We start from the raw sequence: 21749 nt of genomic DNA, 5'->3' as shown, positions 1-21749 counted from the left end.
ACGTGTCGAAAGTATGATAGGGTCATCTAATAGATTTAGGACGTGATGAATTGATAGAAATGCAAGATGTCTGGAAGACATACACGAATGGAACCCACGCCCTTAAAGGCGTTTCAGTCAAAATTGATCGTAATGAATTCGTATATCTGGTCGGGCCCTCAGGTGCAGGGAAATCGACATTTATGAAGCTTATATACCGGGAGGAAGTGCCTACGAAGGGGCAGATTTCCGTTAACGGATTTAATATTGGCAAGCTCAAGCCTCGAAAAATCCCTTATGTGCGTCGAAATATCGGAGTTATATTTCAGGATTTCCGCTTGCTTCCCAAGCTGTCGGCTTATGAGAACGTGGCCTTTGCGCTGGAAGTTATCGAGGCGCCCAAGAAGGTCATTAAGAAACGTGTTATGGAAGTGCTCGACCTGGTCGGGCTTAAGAATAAAGCCAATCGTGATCCATCCCAGCTCTCCGGGGGAGAGCAGCAGCGTGTGGCTATCGCTCGGGCCATTGTCAATAATCCGTCTGTCATTATTGCGGACGAGCCTACTGGTAACCTCGACCCCGAGACCTCGTGGGGCATTATGCAACTGCTGGATGAGATCAATTTCCGGGGAACGACGATCGTCATGGCTACTCATAACAAAGAAATCGTCAATACCATGCGCAAACGCGTTATCGCGATTGAACATGGCAATATCGTGCGAGACCAGTTGAGAGGGGATTACGGCTATGAGCATTAGTACCCTCTTGCGTCATTTGCGAGAGGGCGCTAAGAGCGTATTTCGCAATGGCTGGATGTCGGTGGCCTCGGTCACTTCCATTATTGTCTCGTTATTCATTTTAGGTGTATTTTCTTTACTTGTTCTCAATGTAAATTCCTTTGCGGATGACGCGGATAGTCAGGTGCAGCTTAAGGCTTATCTGAGCTCTGGCGTCTCGCAGACCATGATTGATCAGCTCCACAATGACATTGCCGCCATGGAGGAAGTTAGTCAGGTTAGACTGATTCCCAAAGCTGAAGGCCTGAAGGATTTCAGGGAGAAGCTGGGGGATGAAGGTAAGGACCTGCTGGAAGGGTATGACGAAGAGACCAATCCGATCCCTGATACGTTTGAGGTCAAGGTTGTAGAGCCTACTACGGCACCTCAAGTAGCGGACAAAATATCGGCCTTAAATAATAAGTACGAAGACAAGCCTCTTTACAAGGTTAATTATGGTCAAGGTACGGTGGAGAAGTTGTTTAAGGTTACCCGGGCGATTCGCAACATTGGTTTTGCCTTTGTGGCAGGACTAGCCTTGATGGCCATGTTTTTAATCTCCAATACGATTCGGGTCACGATTCTGGCCCGTCGCCGCGAGATTGGAATTATGAAGCTGGTAGGAGCAACCAATGCATTTATCCGGGGGCCGTTTTTTATAGAGGGAGCGATGATCGGCTTGATCGGCTCTTTAATTACCGTAGCTGTCCTGTTTGTCGGCTACAATCAATTGGTTCAGTCGGTGAGCGCAGACATTACTATAGCGATTCAACTGGTTCCCATTAGCGAGGTAGGCTTGGAATTGGGCGGCCTGCTGGTGGGACTGGGATTGTTGATCGGAGTTTGGGGCAGCACCATGTCTATTCGTAAGTTCTTGAAGGTGTAGTTGAGGGAGAATGAGTCTGTTTTGTTGATTATGATGAGGTTCTGTGAGGGGCCTCTAAGAGAAGGATGGGGAAACGAAGTTGAGAAAATGGGTATCCGTAATCGCAGCAGTTGCCGTGGCCGCTCTGATCTTTCAGCCTGCGGAAGGTACGGCAAAAACGAAAACCATTAGCCAAATCGACAAAGAACTGAAGCAACTCCAGGAACAAGCCAAGCAAGCGAAGCAGCAGCAGGAAAATGCAGCTAACCAGAAGCAAGAAGCTCAGCACTACGTGAACAAGAACACGAACTATTTGAACGAATTGCTCGTACAGATTGATGCCGTAAGCAACCAATTGAGTCAAATTGCGCTGGATATCGAGAACACGGAGCAGGACCTGCGCGTAACGGCCGAGAAATTGGACGAGACGAAGGCGAGAATCGCGGAACGTTCTCACTTGCTCGATTCCCGTATTCGGTTGATGTATACGGATGGAGCGGTATCCTATCTGGATGTGCTCTTATCCTCCACGAGCTTTACAGATTTCCTGGAGCGTGCCGATTCCTTACAGGCCATTGCCGATCAGGACCATGTATTGCTGGAGGAACATAAGCACGACAAGGAATTGATTGTGCAGCAGCAGCAGCAGTTGGAGCAGGATTATGCGAAGGTCAAGGGGCTCTATGCCGATGCTGAATCCCATAAGAGCCAGCTTGAAGCGAAAGAGGTAGAGAAGCAGCAGCTTATCGCGAAGTATAGTGAAGAAATTGAGCAATCTGAAGAAATCAGTGAAGAGCAGGAAGCTCTGCTCATCGAGCTGGCAACCAAACGTGCGGCTTTGGAGAAGGAAAAGAATAAGCTTAAGGCTGCTCAGGTGTATACGTATAAGAAGAGTTCCACCGGTTCTGGAGGCTTCAAAGGAAATGGCGGATCGATGAGTGTGCCTGTCAGTGGCGCTCGGCTTTCCTCGAATTACGGGACGCGTGTCCACCCAATTACCGGAGTGAAGAAGAAGCATACCGGTGTTGATATGGCGGCTCCTCAGGGTACGGATATTCATGCGGCAGAGGGCGGTGTTGTTATCGTCGCCGAATGGTGGAGTGGTTACGGAAATACGGTCATTATCGACCATGGTGACGATGTCTGGACGCTTTACGGCCATATTCGCAATGGCGGAATTAAGGTCGAGAAGGGCCAGCAAGTGAAGAGGGGCGAGAAGATCGCCGAAGTAGGCAGCACCGGTAACTCAACGGGCCCACATCTTCACTTTGAAGTGCGTATTAATGGTAACCCAGTAGACCCTATGCCGTATTTGTAATAAAATAATGCTGTGTTCGAAAAACGGATACCCACCCTGGCCAAGGGTTGGACTATCCGTTTTTCCGGTTGTAAATATTTCTCATTAGCTGGACATATACTATGGGACGTTCAGATTCCATCATCAGAGGCGGTGAATTCATCGATGTTTAAGGGGCGTACAGTGGCCTTGCTTGTGGTCGTGACTATGCTGGTCAGTTGTGTACTGACATTGACTTTTACAGGAGAATGGAGCTTCGCTGGATCGGGTCCGCTACGCAGCGGGATTTTTGCCGATACGGCCAGTTCCGGGGCAAAGGAAGATATTCGGAAGATCGAGACGGCACTGGAGCTTGTACAAAATAATTATGTAGAAGATGTAGATCGGACAAAGTTGGTTAATGGTGCCATCGACGGAATGATGGACGCATTGGAAGACCCGTTCTCTTCTTATATGGCTCCGGACACGGCGCAGCAATTCTCGGAACAGATCGAAGGTTCGTTCACGGGGATTGGGGCTGAGGTATCATTGGAGAATGGCAATGTGGTTGTGGTTTCTCCTATTAAGGGTTCCCCTGCGGAGAAAGCGGGCATCCAGCCCAAAGATATCCTGCTGGCGGTTAACGGAGAGTCATTGGAAGGGCTTGGCCTGAATGAAGCCGTAGCTAAAATTCGTGGTCCCAAAGGTACAGTAGCGAAGGTGAAGGTCAAACGTAATGGCTCAGCGACTCCGCTGGAGTTTAATATCAAGCGTGATGATATTGCGCTGGAGACCGTATATGCGAAGATGGAAAGCGGCGGTGTAGGCGTACTTGAGATTACGGAATTCTCGATGAATACCGTGGAACGGTTCAAGAAAGAGCTGGATTCGCTGGAGCAGCAAGGGTTGAAGGGCCTGGTCATTGACGTGCGGAATAATCCGGGTGGCGTGCTTGACGTTGTTGAGGCCATGTCAGAAATGTTCGTGCCTAAAGGCAAAGTTATTGTGCAGGTAGAGAACAAGAACAAGCAGCGCCAACAAACCACTTCCAACGGCGAGGGCAAGAACTACCCGATCGTCGTAGTGACGAACAAGGGGAGTGCCAGTGCATCAGAGATACTGGCCGGTGCGCTCCAGCAATCGGCGGGAGCCAAGTTAGTTGGGGAAGCTACCTATGGTAAGGGAACAGTGCAATCGAGCTACGGTCGGGAAATGGGTGATGGCAGCTTGCTGAAGATCACAGTAGCGAAATGGTTGACGCCAGACGGAGAATGGATTCATCAGAAAGGAATTCAGCCAGACGTTGTGGTATCGCAACCAGACTATTTTACAGTGGCACCGATTAACAAAGAGAAGACCTATCAGTATGATATGCTGGGCGAGGATATCAAGAGTGCCCAAACGATGCTGGATGGTCTTGGCTATCAGCCTGGCCGGAAGGATGGTTATTTCGACAGACATACGGAAAGCGCGTTGAAGAAGTTCCAGGTGGTAGAGAAGATTGAGCCATCCGGCGTCTTGGATGCGAAGACCGCAGAAGCACTGGAGAGCAGTCTCATCGAACAAATCCGTGATCCTAAAAACGACGTGCAGTTAAATCGCGCAGTGGAGGAAGTACGGAAGGAGATTGGCTCATAAACGTCGAATTCTTCTATTTAGAAGGCTGAACTTCGGCCTTCTTTTTTTCTTGAGTTGATGCTGATGAACCCGTCGATGATATTTAGGCCGGGTTTGTTGAGAAGAGGAGCGTGAGAACCGGTGGATCTCATTCTGGAAGGATTGTGGAGCCTCGCCATAGCTGCGGCTCAATTGTTCTTGCAGCCGTTTTACTATATTGCGATTATCATCACGATGCTGATCTACCGCAGGCAGGTTGTGCTGGAGCGGCGGTTATTCCATGTTCGCTTGCATGGCTGGGGAAGGCAAACCTGGAGGACGGTGCTGGGGGGATTGCTAGCGGGCTTAGCGGTTTCACTGGTCTTTGTATTTCTGGGCATGAATTTGACCTGGGAAGGCCTGCTATGTCTCTGGGCGGTTACGCTCCTGTTCATGTTACTGCGCGTCCGTTACTTATGCCTGGCTTATGCCGTTGGGTCACTTGGGGTCATTCAATTTATAATTCATTTCTTCCCTGACCTGAGTGGGACGGGGGGGATTTACGAGGTAGTCCGTATTATTCGGGAATTGGACATTCCGGCACTGCTCTGTCTGGTCGGATTACTGCACATCGCGGAGGGACTCCTGGTGCGGTGGCAGGGGGCATCTTTTGCCGGTCCGTTATTTTATGAAGGTAAGCGGGGAAGGCTGGTTGGCGGCTATCAAATGCAGAGCTTGTGGCCAGTGCCGTTATTTCTAATGATTCCGGCACAGACGGCTGGAGGGGTTCTGCCGTGGACACCGTTGTTCGGAGGAGAAGCCTGGCAAGGTGGCTTTGGTATGATGGCCCTGCCGATTATGATGGGCTTCTCGGAGATGACTACCGGCTTGTTGCCTAAAGATAAGGCTAGAGTATCCTCAGGCCGTCTGCTCGCCTATGGCGTGCTGGTGTTGGTCTTGGCCCTTGGTAGTGTCTGGTGGAGCCCACTCGTATTGGTGGCGTCACTGATTGCCTGGTTGTTGCATGAAGGTTTGGTCTGGTACAGCCGTCATGAGGAACAGCAGCGCAGTCCGCTGTTTGTCCACCCGCCAGGCGGACTCAAAGTCCTTGCGATACTGCCAGGCAGTCCGGCCGAAGAACTGGGAATTCAGCCGGGCGAGACCATCATCAAGGTCAACGGTGTGCCGGTGCCTACGAAGGAAGAATTGCATGCGGCGCTGCGGATTAATCCTGCTTTTTGCAAGCTGGAGGTGCAGAATCTCGCGGGCGAGAGTAAATTCCTCCAGCGGGCTATATACGCTGGCGACCACCATCAACTCGGGGCCATTTTGGCCCCGGATGAGCTCGCGCCAGCGGCGGTGCGGTTGCAGCCGTTGTCCCTATGGCAACTGCTGCGGCCGAAGCGGAGCGCTCGCACCACAGAAGCGGGCCGTGGCCCCGCTAGCTTGATTGCTGAGCCATCCACCGCTTCCGTGACTGTGCCGCCAAGCGATGGTCCGGCGGCTGGGGCCTAGTCAGTCCAAAGACGACAAGACGCCGTTTGGTTACGGCTCCTACGGGAGCGAGGTAACCAAACGGCGTCTTTTTTGTTCTCTACTGCTCTATTGCTGTAACTGGCGCAATACGGTGATTTCTACCCGGCGGTTCTTTTGACGCCCCTGTGAGGTATCATTATCTGCAGCCGGACGAGTGTCGGCGTAGCCGGCATATTGGAAATCCTGTGGGTCAAGCCGTTCCTTATCGAGGAAGAAGCGCAGCACGGACAGGGCCCGAGCCCCGGACAGTTCCCAATTATCCTTGAATGCGGCGGAATACCTAATCGGCTGATCATCCGTATGTCCCTCAATGCTGATGATGGTATTCAATTCCTTGAATAGGCTGGCCAAGCGGCTTAATGTCTTTTCTGATCCCGCTTTTAGCTCGGCTTTACCGGTATCGAACAGAAATTGATCGCTTAAGGTGATCGAAATTCCCTTAGGCAAATCAGTAACCTTTATTTGTTCTTCTAATTGATTGTCTTCAATATAAGATTCAATGCGACCCATCAAGGAAGCCAGTTCCTGCTCCTGCTGGCGGAAGGCGAGTTCCCGTTCAGTTAACGGAGCCTCAGCATCCTGCCCGGCTGATGGGGGTTCCCCCTCTTGTCCACCATTAGTTGCCTGCCCGCCCGATTCTGTATCTTCTGATGTGGTTGGCGGATTTTTATGATTATAACGGTCAGCAGTTCCCGTGATTCCGCTGCCCAACTCAAGGATGGAATCCCCACTCTTGAACGTTTGCTGCAAGGAAGCGGTGACTACTTCGTACTTATCCACGTCCAACCGGCTCATGGCATACATCACCACGAAAAAAATGAGCAATAAGGTAATTAAATCTGCATACGTAATCATCCAGCGGTCTTTGGTATCCTGACGTTGGCCCATTCTTCTGCGCCGCGATCTTATTCTCATAGTTCATTCTCCCGGGAGCCTGAAGGAAAACGCGGGTTACTCCTAAAGTCCAGCTCGGAATTCCGGCCAGACAAAGGGCGGTCTACATCGATGTTATACGATTCCAGCTTTCTCCGTACGAGCAAGGGATGATCCCCGTTCTGAATCGACAGAATGCCTTCCAGAATCATCTCCATCCGGTCCAGTTCATCTTCGCTGCGCGCCTTGATTTTGGAGGCTATTGGCAGGAAGATCAGATTGGCACTGGCCACACCATACAAGGTGGCGGTGAAGGCGAGCGCAATAGCTGGCCCCAGCGCCGTAGGCTCGGTCAGGCTGCCCAGCACGTGTATCAATCCCATCACCGTGCCAATAATCCCCATCGTTGGCGCATAGCCCCCCGCAGATTCGAAGATTTTAGCATATCCCTCATGTTTTTTGGCGACCGCATCGATTTCGAGCTCCAGCATTTGGCGAACCATGCCATGATCGGTTCCGTCGACAATCAATTGAATTCCTTCGCGGAGGAAAGGGTCATCATGGGTTTCGGCGGTTCTTTCCAGAGAGAGTACGCCCTCCCGGCGAGAAATGGTTGCCATGCCGGTGATATCCTCGACAATGTTATCAGTTGAGTTTGACTTAGTAATAAATGCCAGGGATAGCGCTTTGGGAAGCGTACGCAGCTTGGCCAGAGGGAAGCTGATCAGAACAGCGGCAAAGGTGCCGCCAAATACGATCAGCGCAGCGGTAAGTTGAAGCAGACCGCCCACTTGGCCGCCTTCGAGTAGGAAGCCTCCCACCAGTGCGACTAGTCCGATAATAAGACCTATAATTGTAGTAATATCCATGGGTTGAGAACCACTCCTATTCAGAACTTGCCGTGACTTACCGTTTGCATCTCCAGAACGAAAAAGGTATAATACACGGGAACACGCATTCCTATTTTGTAAAATAAGGAAGCTTACGTTAATTTCGACTTGGTTTATTCATCGGAATCATGACGATGCTAGTTTATATCAGCCGCCAATATTGAGACAGGAGTCTCATTCATTTTATATCTCGTATTCCATTTTAGACGATAGGGTGATGTTGGACAATGAGTGAAATCGTGGTTAGCGACAATAAGTTTGAGTTAATCTCGGACTTTATGCCGCAAGGGGACCAGCCGTCAGCGATCTCCCAACTGGTGGAGGGGACACTTGCGGGCAAGAGACATCAGACACTGCTTGGCGCAACCGGAACAGGGAAGACCTTTACGATTGCCCATACCATCGCGAAGCTTGGACGCCCTACCCTGATTATCGCGCACAACAAGACGTTGGCAGCACAACTGGCCAGCGAATTTCGTGAGTTTTTCCCTAATAATTCGGTAGATTATTTCGTCAGCTATTATGACTACTATCAGCCGGAGGCTTATATCCCTTCTTCGGATACGTACATTGAGAAGGATTCCAGCATTAATGAAGAGATTGACAAGCTGCGCCACTCGGCGACGACTTCCTTGTTTGAACGGCGGGATGTCATTATTGTGGCGAGCGTATCGTGTATATATGGTCTCGGTTCACCTATAGAATATCGTGATTTGGTATTGTCGCTGCGGGTAGGGATGGAGAAGCCGCGCAATCAAATTCTGAGCCATCTGGTAGATATTCAGTACCAGCGCAATGATCTTAACTTTGTACGCGGCACATTCCGGGTTCGTGGAGATGTGGTAGAGATATTCCCCGCTTCTCGGGGAGAGCATGCCATTCGTGTAGAATTTTTTGGCGATGAAATTGAACGCATTACCGAAATTGACGTGTTGACTGGTGAACTGATCGGTGAGCGAGAGCACGCCGCTATTTTCCCAGCCTCTCACTTTGTAACCCAGGAGGAAACGATGCGCGTTGCCATAGGCAACATTGAGCGCGAACTGGAGGAGAGGCTGGAGTTGTTTCGAGAGCAAGGGAAGCTGCTGGAGGCCCAACGGCTGGAGCAGCGGACGCGCTACGATATCGAAATGATGAAGGAAGTCGGATTCTGTTCCGGGATCGAGAACTACTCCGGTCCATTGACCTTTCGCGAACGGGGAGCTACCCCTTATACGTTGATGGATTATTTTCCGGACGACATGCTTGTAGTCATCGACGAGTCTCATGTCACGCTTCCCCAGATCCGGGCGATGTATAATGGTGACCAGGCTCGTAAGAACGTGCTGGTGGATCATGGCTTCCGCCTTCCATCGGCCCTGGACAATCGTCCGCTTCGCTTTGAGGAATTTGAGGAAAAGGCCACACAATTAATTTATGTTTCTGCAACGCCAGGACCCTACGAGCTTGAGCATTGTCCGACGACCGTACAGCAGATCATCCGTCCAACGGGGCTGCTTGACCCTATTATTGAAGTCCGTCCAACGAAGGGACAAATCGATGATCTTATTGGCGAAATACGTGACCGTATTGCCAAGGATGAGCGGGTGCTGGTGACGACACTGACCAAGAAAATGTCGGAGGACCTGACGGATTATTTAAAGGAAGTGGGTATTAAAGTAAGATACCTCCATTCCGATATTAAAACGCTGGAGCGAATGAGCATCCTGCGCGATTTGCGGCTGGGTACGTTCCATGTGCTGATCGGGATTAACCTGCTGCGCGAGGGGCTTGATCTGCCGGAAGTGTCTTTGGTGGCGATTCTGGATGCCGATAAGGAAGGCTTCTTGCGTTCCGAGCGTTCGTTAATCCAAACGATCGGCCGGGCCGCACGGAACTCGGATGGCCGTGTGCTTATGTACGGAGACGGTATTACCGAATCGATGGATCGTGCTATGAAGGAAACCCAGCGGCGGCGAACTATTCAAATTGCCTATAACGAGGAGCATGGAATTACGCCACAAACGATTCGCAAGAGAATTCGGGATGTCATTGAGGCAACCAAGGTGGCGGAGAGCCAAAGCGATTATTTGACGGATGCAGCCAAGAGCAAAATGTCCAAGCGCGATCGCGAGGCGCTGATCAAGCGCCTGGAGACCGAAATGAAAGAGGCGGCAAAGAATTTGCAATTCGAACGCGCTGCCGAACTGCGTGATGCTGTCCTGGAGCTTAAGGCAGAGTAGCCGGGAATTGATATATAAATATAGTAGTCTTCAAGGGAGATGGAATTGGTGGCTAGTGAAAACATCGTAATAAAAGGCGCGCGGGCGCACAATCTCAAAAATATCAATCTTACCATTCCGCGGGATAAGTTTGTTGTGCTTACAGGATTAAGCGGCTCGGGGAAATCTTCGCTGGCCTTTGATACCATTTATGCTGAAGGACAACGTCGTTATGTGGAATCTTTATCGGCCTATGCGCGGCAGTTCCTGGGCCAGATGGAGAAGCCAGATGTTGATTCCATTGAAGGGCTGTCGCCAGCTATTTCCATCGACCAGAAGACGACCAGTCGCAACCCTCGTTCCACGGTAGGGACCGTGACTGAGATCTATGACTACCTTCGCCTGTTGTTTGCCAGAGTGGGCCATCCCCATTGTCCGGAGCACGGGATTGAAATTACGTCCCAGACCATCGAACAGATGGTGGACCGGATCATGCAATATCCAGAGCGCACTCGTTTGCAGATTTTAGCCCCGGTGGTCTCGGGCAAGAAGGGCGAGCACAAAACTCTGTTCAGCGAAATCGCCAAGCAAGGTTTCGTTCGGGTACGCGTGAATGGAGAACAACGTGACTTATCTGAAAATATTGAACTGGAGAAGAATAAGAAGCACTCCATTGAGGTCATTGTGGACCGGATCGTGGTGAAGGAGGACGCACGCACTCGGCTGGCTGATTCTATCGAAACCGCGTTGAAAATGTCCGGTGGCCAGATTTTGGTGGATATTATCGGTCAGGAGGAGCTGCGTTTCAGTTCCAATTACGCCTGCCCGATTTGCGGCTTTAGCATCGACGAACTGTCACCACGCATGTTCTCCTTCAATAGCCCCTTTGGGGCTTGCCCTGAATGTGACGGACTAGGGGTCAAGATGATTATCGATCCTGAATTACTCGTTCCGGATAAATCCAAAACGATTGAAGACGGAGCTTTTGAAGCTTGGGCCGGTAGTACCTCCAACTATTATCCGCAATTTTTGAAATCGGTCTGCGAGCATTACAACATCCAGCAAGATGTTCCGGTCTCCGAGCTAAGCAAAGAGCATATGGACAAGTTACTCTATGGAACCGGAGAAACCAAGATTCGCTTCCGCTATCATAATGACTTTGGAATGACGAAGGATGCTTACGTTACTTTTGAGGGGATCGTTCATAATCTGGAACGGCGTTATCGGGAGACGGCTTCCGAGGGAATTCGTGAATTCATCGAACAATTTATGGGCAGCAAGCCTTGTGGAAGTTGCAAAGGCCATCGCTTGAAGAAGGAAGTTCTCGCGGTGACTATAAATGGTCAGAATATGGCTTATGCTACGTCGTTGTCTATTGGCGAAGCGATGAATTTTTTTGGTAGTCTAGAACTTTCAGAGAAAGAGAAGGCTATTGCCAACCTGATTCTTAAGGAAATCAGTAGCCGCCTGGGCTTCCTGGTGAACGTAGGGTTGGAATACCTGACGCTTAGTCGGGCTGCGGGCACTTTGTCCGGGGGAGAGGCTCAGCGTATTCGGCTAGCCACCCAGATAGGCTCCAGTCTGATGGGCGTATTGTATATTCTCGATGAACCGAGTATTGGTCTGCATCAACGGGATAACGACCGTCTGATCAGTACATTGACGCATATGAGGGATTTGGGCAACACGCTCATCGTGGTTGAACATGATGAGGACACTATGATGGCGGCCGATTACATCATCGACATTGGACCGGGAGCAGGTATTCATGGTGGCGAAGTTATAGCCCAAGGGACTCCGCAACAAATTATGGATGATGCTCATTCCTTAACAGGCCAGTATCTGAGTGGCAAGAAGTTTATTCCGGTGCCACTTGCGCGGCGCAAGCCAAATGGCCGTTGGCTGGAAGTGAAGGGGGCCAGTGAGAATAACCTGAAGAACCTGAACGTCAAGTTTCCTATAGGTGTGTTTACGGCGGTAACCGGAGTTTCAGGCTCGGGTAAGTCCACACTGGTCAATGAGATTTTATATAAAACACTGGCTCGTGATTTGAATCGGGCTAGAGTCCGCCCTGGACAATACAAAGAAATCAAGGGACTTGAGCATGTAGATAAGGTCGTGGACATCGACCAATCTCCAATTGGCCGTACGCCTCGTTCTAATCCGGCAACGTACACCGGGGTATTCGACGATATCCGTGATTTGTTCTCGCAGACTAATGAGGCCAAGGTACGTGGCTACAAAAAGGGCCGCTTCAGCTTTAACATCAAGGGTGGACGTTGTGAGGCTTGCCGGGGAGACGGCATTATCAAGATTGAAATGCACTTCCTGCCGGACGTATACGTGCCTTGCGAGGTATGTAAGGGCAAGCGTTATAACCGAGAGACGCTGGAAGTTAAATATAAGAATAAGAGTATTGCCGATGTGCTGGAAATGACGATTGAGGATGCTACAGAGTTCTTCCAGAACATTCCGAAGATTCATCGTAAGCTGCAAACCCTGCTGGACGTTGGCCTGGGGTATGCCAAGCTTGGCCAGCCGGCAACAACGTTGTCTGGTGGTGAGGCTCAGCGGGTGAAGCTGGCATCCGAGTTGCACCGCCGGAGTACCGGCAAGACCATCTACATTCTGGATGAGCCGACAACAGGACTGCATGTGGATGATATCGACCGCTTGCTGAAAGTGCTGCATCGCCTTGTAGATTCGGGAGAAACGGTGCTGGTTATCGAACATAATCTTGATGTCATCAAAACGGCGGACTATTTGATCGATTTGGGACCGGAAGGCGGAAGCGGAGGCGGTACGGTCATTGCGACGGGAACGCCGGAGAACATTGTGAAGGTAGAGGCTTCCTATACCGGACGTTACCTGGCCCCCGTTCTTGAACGCGATGCCCGTCGTACGGCTGAACTGGATGAAGAGGATATACAGGACCGTGAAGTAGGGTAGAGCTATAAACGATAGACCGTGCATTCGATCTCTAAGAGATGAATGCACGGTCTATTTTGCATGTTGCTGATTTGATACCTTTAGGAAGCAATGTTGCTCTCTAGGATGCGGCTGAGCTGTTCCTGGAACGCCGGGACGCCTACGCGTTGCACAAATTCATGGAAAGACTCAGCATCCGTTCGCTGATCCTTATAGAATTGGAGTAATTGCGCCAGTACCGAGGCAACCTGATCCCCCTTTACCCGTCCCTTCAAGACCTGATTGAACCGGGCTTGCACGCCATGATCTCCACCGCCGAGAGTTCCCCCTACAGCGATGTCAAAGGCATCCACCATCCCCTCGGGAGTTTTGATTAACGAGCCTTGCAGACCGATGTCGGCGATATGTTTATGCCCGCAGGAATTAGGGCAGCCGACGAAATGGATACGGATCTTATCCGTCAGAGTCACATGCTGATCGAGATGCTTCGCAACCTCTACCGCACGGCGTTTCGTCTCAACGATAGCCAAATTGCAAAACTCATTCCCTGTGCAGGAGACGGTTCGGCTCAAAAAGTGCTGCGGAAAAGGGGTTAACCGTTCCAGCACTGGAGCGGCCAGAGCTTCATCCAGCTTCTCGTCAGGAATTCCACTGAGCAAAATATTTTGCGACATCGTGGTCCGGATTTTGCCGTCGCCATATTGCTCGGCTACCTGAGCAAGTTGAATAAGCTCATCTGCATTTAAGCGGCCCACCGGAACCCCGAGACCAATGTAATTGAGTCCCTGTTGCTTCTGCGGATGAACTCCATCGAAATACGCAGCTTGCCAGCCAGCAGTCTTGTCTTCTCCCCGTGAAGGAAGACCGCCCACCTGCTCCAGCAGCTTCTCTTTAAACTTGTCGGGTCCCCAGTCGGCGACCAGGAACTTCAAGCGAGCGTGATGGCGCTTCTCCCGATATCCATAATCGCGGAAGATCGTCGTTACCCCGATAGCTACCTTGAGCACCTCTTCGGGTCTGACGAAGATATCCAGCGGTTGGGCCAAGTGGGGCTTCGCGGACAAGCCGCCGCCAACCATAATATGAAAGCCGACAATTTCCTTGCCGTCAATCACTTTGACAGCAGGCGTAAACGATAAATCGTTAATCTCAGCTTGGGCGTTGTTATAAATATTGGATGAGATCGACATTTTGTATTTACGGGGTAAATTGGAGAAATCCCGATTTAATAAGAAGAAGCGATTAACCTCTTCGACAATCTCGGTGGTATCCAGTAACTCATTCTTATCAATGCCAGCGAGTGGGTTGCCAACGATGGTGCGCGGGCAATCTCCGCAGGCTTCGAAGGAATAGAGGCCGACTTGTTCAAGTCTTTGGAAGATATCGGGCAGATGCTCTACACGCAGCCAATGGAACTGAATCGCCTGGCGAGTCGTCACATCGACAAGCTCTCGTCCGTACAACCGCGCAATCTCGGCAAGTGCATAGGCTTGTGCAGTGTCCATAATTCCACCATTAATACGGACTCGCATCATGAAATGGCCGTCCTTAGGTTTTTGCTGGTAAACGCCAGCCCACTTGAAGCGATCCATATCTTCTGGAGTGATAGCGTCATATCCTGACGTGGCATATTCTTCAATAATGGTACGTATGACGTCCAGTCCGTCTTTTTCCAATTTTACAAATTCAAATTTGTTGAGCTTCTCGGGTGTGGTGGTCCAAATTGGCTCATAGGCCATATGCATACCCCTCCTTCATAACTACCGTAGCACATTTAATTCCGATTAAATAACTATGATATATTATCGTAATGGTATCATAGATGCCTGACAGGGTAAATAAAGAAAGCGGGTACAATTGTATAAAACTTCCTTATAAAACTTTAAAGAATAGATGATATATCATTGTGTCAAGAACTTTTTTATCGATGAAACCGTTATTTAAGGATGAATTTGTCAATAATTTTGACGTTTTTTTGTCTTTTTGCTTGCGTCCATCGAAAAGGCAAGATAACATAGAGGGAGAACATCATTTTCTGGATTTAGAGGGGGGTTCGGGATGTTGCTTGCAGCGGCCGGAGCATCGGCAGCAACGTTCAACGGGTTCGATATTTTTATGATTCTATTTACAATCATTATTTTTATCGGTGTAGTTCGCTTGCTCATGGAACGCCCGAAGAAGAACCTGTTTGCCATTGGCTTTGGCATCATCAGTTTGCTAGTCTTTCTGGCTTCTGACGCCGTTATGATTAAATCCTGGTTTGGATAACACGGGCGAATAATTCATGATATAGGAACAGATTAAACACACCTTGCATCGTTACAGATGGCAGGGTGTGTTTTTTTTGTGAAAAATTACAATATTTTAACATTAAGGTAATCATCAGCAATTTAACCCCTTATATGATGGAGGAGTAGTCCAAATCATTCAGGATAGGGAGGAACGGTTGATGATGAACGCTTGGCGCAAGAAGTGGCTTGGCCTAATGCTGGCAGGGGTCTTGGCAATTACCGGTATGCCGGGATGGGGGGCATCTGTAGGGGCTGAAGCTGCACCAGAGGTGCAAGCGGTAGTCCACACGCAACAATCCCCGGATTTGACAGAGCAAGGGACAGAGGAATTGCTGCAAGGCCTTCTCCAACCAGAGGAAGAAACTTTATCCGTAAATCCTTGGTCCACCCCAGGTACAGGCCTGGAAGCTACAGAGCAGACTGGCAACCAAGAGATCGGGAGCTATGCAGATGCAGCCGGGATCAGTGTTGCGGATGCCATTGCCAAGGGCAATAACGGCGAAGTAGTCTGGGTTACTGGCACTGTAGTAGGACATGCTACTGGCTCCTTGTCTGCCAACTTTACGGCTCCCTTTGGCAATGACTTCAATCTCCTGATTGCCGATACGGCAGGGGAGCAGGATAAGGCCAAACTTGTCAACGTACAAGTCCCATCCGGACTACGTTCGGAGTTCGGACTGCAAAGCAATCCTGATTTGATCGGACAGCAGATTTACGTCTCGGGCACACTGGGTGCCTACAACAATTTTCCGGGGCTCAAGAGTGTTACACAAATTACCTTGAACACTACAGAACCGGGAAACCCTGGTGAAGGGGGAGAACCTGGAGAAGACCCGGATGAGGAAGAACCCGGTGAGACTCCATCTTTACCAGACGGGACGGGAAAAAGTGTGTTGTTTGACAATGCTCATGCCCAAACCGCAGGTGCGGCAGACTGGATCATCGACGGTGCTTTTTCTGACTTTGCCCAAGGGCTTCGGAAAGTCGGGTTTACCGTAGATTCTCTGGAACGCCCGGTACCGTATACGTTTGGCGAAGTGCCCATTACTTATGAGGGCTTGCAGCCTTATGATGTATTTATTATTCCCGAGGCTAACATTCCCTTTAAAACGGCGGAGCAAGATGCGCTGGTACAATATGTAGAGGATGGCGGGGCTGTCTTCTTTATCTCTGACCATTACAATGCCGACCGCAACAAGAATCGCTGGGATTCCTCAGAAGCCTTCAACGGTTATCGGCGTGGGGCTTATGAGAATCCGACCAAGGATATGTCCTCTGAGGAGGCTAACTCTCCGGCGATGCAAGGGGTCGCTAGCTCGGATTGGCTGGCCGATCATTTTGGAGTCAGATTCCGCTTCAATGCGCTTGGAGATGTGGACGCTAATGATATTGTGAGTCCATCCCAAAGCTTTGGCATCACAGCAGGAGTAGACGCTGTGGCGATGCACGCTGGTTCTACGCTAGCTATTCTGGACCCGGAGAAAGCCAAAGGCCTGGTGTATGTTCCTACCGGTGTACCGGCATGGGGCAATGCGGTGGATGAAGGCGTCTATAATAATGGGGGCCGGGCTGAGGGTCCGTATGCAGCCATTGGTAAATTAGGTCTTGGCAAAGCTGCTTTTATCGGCGATTCCTCCCCGGTAGAAGACGCAACACCTAAGTATGTCCGTGAAGAAAATGGGCAAAGCAAGAAAACTTATGACGGCTTCAAAGAAGCGGATGATGCCTTGTTCCTGGTACAAACCGTCAAGTGGCTGGCTCATGATGAGAACTATACTTCGTTTGGCGACGTGCCGGGCTTGGAACTGGACACGCCAACCGTCCTGGATGCTGACGAGGCACCGGCATTGACGACGGAGCCGCAGCCAGAACCATGGTCGCAGCCGGCTCCCGGATACAAGTGGTATGACCCGACTACCTTCAAGCCAGGGTCTTATGGTTCTATGCAAGCTCCAGAGACGGAACCCATTCTGGCCTTTGTACATCAAACGACCCTACCCACCCAGCAGGAATTCCAAATCCGCTTAACAGCGAACGGGCTAACACCAGGCCAGACTGTCTCGGGCTTGCGCGCTGGTATTTATTTGCCTGGTGGGGAGCAGATTGCCAGATTCAAGAATGATGCGGGGACATGGTCCGATTATAACTACAGTCCAGAGTTTTCGCTTACTGGAAATGCGCAAGGTTATGCCTCCAAGGATTTGACAGTTCAGCTTAAATCAGGTGTAACGGCCTCCGCAGCCAATCTGCGGTTGAAGCAAGGCAGTGCCAACGCCATTACAAATCCGGTGACGCTGGGAAATGTGGCGGCCGAACCGTTGCCAGGCGATCATCCTCCTGTGCCTGAGTTATCTACCATCTTTGTTGCTCGTGAGGCTGCCGAGGGGACGGTGGTCACGGTAGAAGGGATAATTACTTCACAGCCCGGTCTATTTGGAGGGCAAGGGTTTTATCTGCAAGATGAAACAGCCGGTATTTATGTGTTTCAATCCGATGCGGGTTATCAGGCGGGGGACCGAATTCGGATCAGCGCTGTCCGCACTTTGTACAACGGAGAGGTAGAACTGGAGAATCCGGTCCATATCGAGAAGCTGGGAACGGGAGAGATACCGGTTCCGCAGGTTCAGGATACGGTGAATGATGCGAACCAGGGACAACTTATTACTTTAACAAATGTGGAAATACAGGACGTAGTTACGGCTGCTCCGGCAGGATCGTTTGAATTTGGTGCGTTATCTGAGGACGGGCAGTCTGTCCGTGTTCGGTTTGACGGACGAACGGGCGTAAGCGTGGACGAATTTAACACATTATTTCCGGTGGGCACCCGAGTAGATATTAGTGGTATTTCTTCGGTGTTCCGCGGTACGTATCAATTAAAGCCGCTGACGCTGAATCAGGTGGTGCCAAGCTCTTCCGAAGCCGACCTGATCGCTCCGGTTACGGTGGCTGATGTAGCAGGAGAGACGGGAGAAAATCGTTACAATCTGGACGTCGTCACTATTGCTTTTCATGCCGAGGACGAGAGCGGCAGCGGCGTAGAGCGTATTGAATACCGCTTGAATGGCGGGGAATGGATCAGCTTTGATTCGGCGCTTGTCATTGATGAGGATGGACGGTATGAGATTGAGTATCGGGCCTGGGATCAAGCTGGCAATGAGGAAGTGGCCAAGCTATTGTATGTCAACGTAGACCGGACTGCGCCGGAGATTACTTTTGCCGGAGACAGCCAGGTGTTACAGATTGAATCAGCCCTGCCGATTACAGCGATACTGGAGGATCAAGGCAGCGGGATCCATGCGGCATCCTATCAGCTTAACGGTCAAAATATTGCCGGAATTGCAGAGGTTATCCCTTTTTCTCTGGCGCCCGGAAGTTACAAGCTGACTGTTCAGGCAACCGATGCAGCAGGACATACAGCTTCTGAGGAATTTACCTTTGCAATTACCATCGATATCGACCATTTGGATGAGTTGGTTGATTTAGGGGATGAGGCAGGTTATATCTGGGCTGGAGATGCTGTAAAGGTACTCCAGAAGCAGATTACTTCCTTGCAGAAAGCCAAGCTGCCGATTGAGCAGGAGCTGCGGCTGAAGGCATTGAAGTTGTCGATCGAGGTACAGAGCGGGGTTACGATAGAAGAAGGTTTTGCCGAGTTGATGCTGGACGACCTGACTTATATCCGCAAGCAAGCAGCCTGAGAACAGCAAGCAGGCTCAGTCCCCATGCAGGTGTAATACATCGATGCAGCGGGAGAGCGTGGGACTTTATCGGAACGCCAGTATAGGAGAAGCGCAAACGTGTAAGGGCCATGCGAGCCCCTGCGGTTGCGCTTTTTCATTTGTAACCGCTTGATGGAAAGCTGCCATATGATAAAGCAGTAAGCAGAGAGGGGGGATCAGGCTGGCGGTACAAAAAGATGGCACCGGGTCAATAGATTACGGTGATCCGGTAGTCACAGATGGAATGTCCGTATTTGATGCTCCGGCATTTGATATGCATTATTTTTATGAAGGTAACGACCTGGGGGCAATATACACTCCGGAGCAGACGCGTTTCCGCTTATGGGCGCCTACCGCCTCTGAGGCAAGAGTGGCCCTCTATATTCCCGGAAAAGGTGAGTCAGCCAGTGAAGCGGCGATGCAGCGCGATATTCGAGGAACATGGACGCTGACCATCCCCGGCGATTGCCGCAACTGGCTTTACACTTACCGGGTGAGAATAGGAGCGCAATGGAATGAGGCCGTAGATCCTTACGCCAAAGCGGTCACAGTAAACGGGGAGAAGGCAGCCATTATAGATTTGAAGGAGACGAATCCGCCGGGATGGGAACGGGATCTGGATCTGGATGCCCGCGTAAGCCTGCCATCCCCTGTGGATGCGGTCATTTATGAGCTGCATGTCCGTGATGTATCCGTGCATCCGGAGAGCGGGGTTAGATATAAGGGGAAATTCCTGGGCCTTAGCGAAAAAGGAACCCGTTCCCCGCAAGGGATAGTGACGGCGCTGGATCATATCGTGAGCCTGGGTGTGACGCATGTCCAGCTATTGCCTGTTTTTGACTATGCGAAGGAAAGTGTAGATGAAACAGCAGCGGCCAATGATTCCCGCTACAATTGGGGGTATGATCCGCATCATTACAATGCGCCGGAGGGTTCTTATGCGACCGATCCTTATATTCCGGCAGTAAGGATTGCGGAGCTCAAACGCTGCATCCAGGAGCTTCATGCCCGAGACTTACGGGTCGTGATGGATGTCGTCTACAATCATGTGTATGATGGCTACCTTATCCATTTCAGCAAGCTGGTGCCGGGGTATTACTTGCGTTATCGGCCGGACGGTACTCTGTCCAATGGTTCAGCCTGCGGCAATGAATGTGCTACGCAGCGGCCCATGATGAGCAGGTATATCGTCGACTCGGTACTCTATTGGGCGAAGGAATATCATATTGACGGCTTTCGCTTTGATCTGATGGGGTTGATGGATATTGATACGATGCAAGAAATTCGTCGGCGTCTGGATGAGCTTAACCCTTCGCTGCTGATGATCGGGGAGGGCTGGCAGATGGATACGGTGCTGTCGCAGGAACTCCAGGCTAATCAGAGCAACGCTGCCAAGCTGCCCGGAATCGGCATGTTCAACGAGGGGCTGCGTGATGCCATCAAGGGCCCAGTGTTCCACGCGCCAGATAAAGGTTTTGTCAGCGGGGCAACGGGCTGTGAGGAGGGCATCAAGCGTGGTGTGGCCGGAGGCATCTCCTATGGCGGGACGATTCAGCAGTTTGCGCTGTCCCCGGCGCAATCCGTCAACTTTGCAGAATGCCACGATAACCACACCTTATGGGATAAGCTGGCCTTGTCCGTGCCCGAAGCTACGGAAGAAGAACGAGGAGACATGCATCGGTTGGCGTCGGCCATCGTCTTGACGAGTCAGGGCATCCCGTTCCTTCACGCCGGGCAGGAGTTTATGCGCACGAAGGACGGGGTAGAGAACAGCTACCAATCCCCCGTGGAGATCAACTGGCTTGATTGGCGGCGATGTGCGGAGCGGCAGGACGACGTGTCCTATATGCGCAGCCTGATTGCTTTGCGCCGGTCGCATCCTGCGTTCCGTTTGCGCACGGCGGAAGAAATCCGCGCTCGGCTGCGCTTCGAGGCGGCCCCGGCTCGCGCAGTAGCGTTCACGCTGCGCGACCATGCAGGTGGCGACCCCGACCGCCACCTGTACGTGCTCTACAACGCCAGCTCTGCTGCGTTGTCGCTGGAGCTGCCCGCCCTCGGACCCTGGGAGGTCCGATTTGGCGGCGAGCATGTGCTCGCGCTCACCGCAGGCTAACTACTCTAACTACTCTAACTACTCTAACTACTCTAACTACTCTAACTACTCTAACTACTCTAACTACTCTAACTACTCTAACTACTCTAACTACTCTAACTACTCTAACTACTCTAACTACTCTAACTACTCTGACTACTCCAACTACCTAACCAATCACTTGAGCTTAACTAGTTCAACTGTAGAGTGTCTCCCAGTCCGGCAATGGCTCTGACAATTAACAATATCTGGTTTTACAAGACGTTAATCCCATAAACTGAAGGATTCTTTGCGCACTAGTGGGAAATCCTCCCGCTAATTTACGGAAATCGGCTGATTTTCGAGATTTAGCTGGAAAACCTCCATATAAATCGGCGGTTTGAGCCCGATATTGACCAAAAGTCCGGAATTATATGGAGGAATTCCAGTTAATTGTTCAAGATAGCGAAAAAATAAAAATTAGCGGGAGGAATTCCCGCTAATTTGGCGATTTACATTAACTCAATATGTGCTCTGCTTTTCTCACCCTAGACACTGCTCATCCCGCGCTTGGGACTTGGCATATTTACTTCACCCGTTCTTCCCTCAGGTCATTACACAGTCGCTCCGCCATTTATCAGCTACTGGGGTCTGACGAAATGTGGAACGTTTTTCCAGCGGACGGGTGTTGATTAGCCGCTCCAAGTATTTTCACCGCTGGTGTCATAACGTAGTCACTCGCGCCTCT

General features: G+C 50.8%; 13 protein-coding genes. 10 read left to right on the top strand and 3 right to left on the bottom strand.

Annotation, left to right across the window (positions count from 1 at the left end):
• Positions 1 to 50: 50 nt before the first annotated feature.
• The 5 genes from ftsE to BN3279_RS07125 all read left to right on the top strand — a co-directional run bounded on the left by ftsE (position 51) and on the right by BN3279_RS07125 (position 6007).
• Positions 51 to 737 carry a cell division ATP-binding protein FtsE gene (gene ftsE / locus BN3279_RS07145; RefSeq protein ID WP_059049953.1) on the top strand — a complete coding sequence of 229 codons (687 nt, stop codon included), beginning with the start codon at positions 51 to 53 and terminating at the stop codon, positions 735 to 737.
• A complete protein-coding gene (gene ftsX, locus BN3279_RS07140) occupies positions 727 to 1641 on the top strand; it encodes a permease-like cell division protein FtsX (RefSeq protein ID WP_059049952.1) in 915 nt (304 codons plus the stop codon). The genes ftsE and ftsX overlap by 11 nt, the downstream gene beginning before the upstream one ends.
• A 79-nt stretch (positions 1642 to 1720) precedes the next feature.
• Positions 1721 to 2938, top strand: a complete 1218-nt coding sequence (locus tag BN3279_RS07135) for a murein hydrolase activator EnvC family protein (RefSeq protein WP_059049951.1) — start codon at positions 1721 to 1723, stop codon at positions 2936 to 2938.
• A gap of 144 nt (positions 2939 to 3082) precedes the next feature.
• Positions 3083 to 4534, top strand: coding sequence for a S41 family peptidase (locus BN3279_RS07130; protein ID WP_059049950.1), 1452 nt, complete (start codon positions 3083 to 3085; stop codon positions 4532 to 4534).
• Between the two features lie 120 nt (positions 4535 to 4654).
• Positions 4655 to 6007, top strand: a complete 1353-nt coding sequence (locus tag BN3279_RS07125; RefSeq protein ID WP_059049949.1) for a PDZ domain-containing protein — start codon at positions 4655 to 4657, stop codon at positions 6005 to 6007.
• Positions 6008 to 6094: 87 nt separating this feature from the next.
• On the opposite strand, the gene BN3279_RS07120 is transcribed toward BN3279_RS07125, so the two are convergent.
• Together BN3279_RS07120 and BN3279_RS07115 are read right to left on the bottom strand one after the other, a co-directional pair.
• Entirely contained in the window at positions 6095 to 6943 is an 849-nt protein-coding gene (locus BN3279_RS07120) for an OmpA/MotB family protein (RefSeq protein ID WP_059049948.1), read from the bottom strand.
• Positions 6940 to 7770, bottom strand: coding sequence for a flagellar motor protein (locus BN3279_RS07115; protein ID WP_059049947.1), 831 nt, complete (start codon positions 7768 to 7770; stop codon positions 6940 to 6942). The genes BN3279_RS07120 and BN3279_RS07115 overlap by 4 nt, the downstream gene beginning before the upstream one ends.
• Positions 7771 to 8018: 248 nt before the next feature.
• Here BN3279_RS07115 and uvrB point away from each other — a divergent pair, with 248 nt between their 5' ends.
• Both uvrB and uvrA read left to right on the top strand, forming a co-directional pair.
• Complete coding sequence (gene uvrB, locus BN3279_RS07110) at positions 8019 to 10013, top strand: excinuclease ABC subunit UvrB (RefSeq protein ID WP_059049946.1); 1995 nt, start codon at positions 8019 to 8021, stop codon at positions 10011 to 10013.
• A gap of 48 nt (positions 10014 to 10061) precedes the next feature.
• Positions 10062 to 12941: an excinuclease ABC subunit UvrA gene (gene uvrA, locus BN3279_RS07105; protein WP_059049945.1), complete on the top strand. Its 2880-nt coding sequence runs from the start codon at positions 10062 to 10064 to the stop codon at positions 12939 to 12941.
• A gap of 80 nt (positions 12942 to 13021) precedes the next feature.
• Here uvrA and BN3279_RS07100 read toward each other — a convergent pair whose 3' ends face one another.
• On the bottom strand, positions 13022 to 14659 hold the full coding sequence (locus tag BN3279_RS07100) for a nitrite/sulfite reductase (RefSeq protein ID WP_059049944.1): 1638 nt from the start codon (positions 14657 to 14659) through the stop codon (positions 13022 to 13024).
• A 319-nt stretch (positions 14660 to 14978) separates the two neighbouring features.
• Between BN3279_RS07100 and BN3279_RS07095 the strand changes: the two genes are divergently transcribed.
• The 3 genes from BN3279_RS07095 to pulA all read left to right on the top strand — a co-directional run bounded on the left by BN3279_RS07095 (position 14979) and on the right by pulA (position 21043).
• On the top strand, positions 14979 to 15188 hold the full coding sequence (locus BN3279_RS07095) for a hypothetical protein (protein WP_059049943.1): 210 nt from the start codon (positions 14979 to 14981) through the stop codon (positions 15186 to 15188).
• A gap of 181 nt (positions 15189 to 15369) precedes the next feature.
• A complete protein-coding gene (locus tag BN3279_RS07090; RefSeq protein ID WP_059049942.1) occupies positions 15370 to 18909 on the top strand; it encodes a DUF6359 domain-containing protein in 3540 nt (1179 codons plus the stop codon).
• 265 nt (positions 18910 to 19174) lie between these two features.
• Positions 19175 to 21043: a type I pullulanase gene (gene pulA / locus BN3279_RS07085; protein ID WP_232436777.1), complete on the top strand. Its 1869-nt coding sequence runs from the start codon at positions 19175 to 19177 to the stop codon at positions 21041 to 21043.
• Positions 21044 to 21749 lie beyond the last annotated feature (706 nt).

This window comes from Paenibacillus senegalimassiliensis, from assembly GCF_001486585.1.
Taxonomy (GTDB): domain Bacteria; phylum Bacillota; class Bacilli; order Paenibacillales; family Paenibacillaceae; genus Fontibacillus; species Fontibacillus senegalimassiliensis.
The sequence above is the reverse complement of the archived record's forward strand: the minus strand, read 5'-3'. Positions and strand labels throughout refer to the sequence as shown.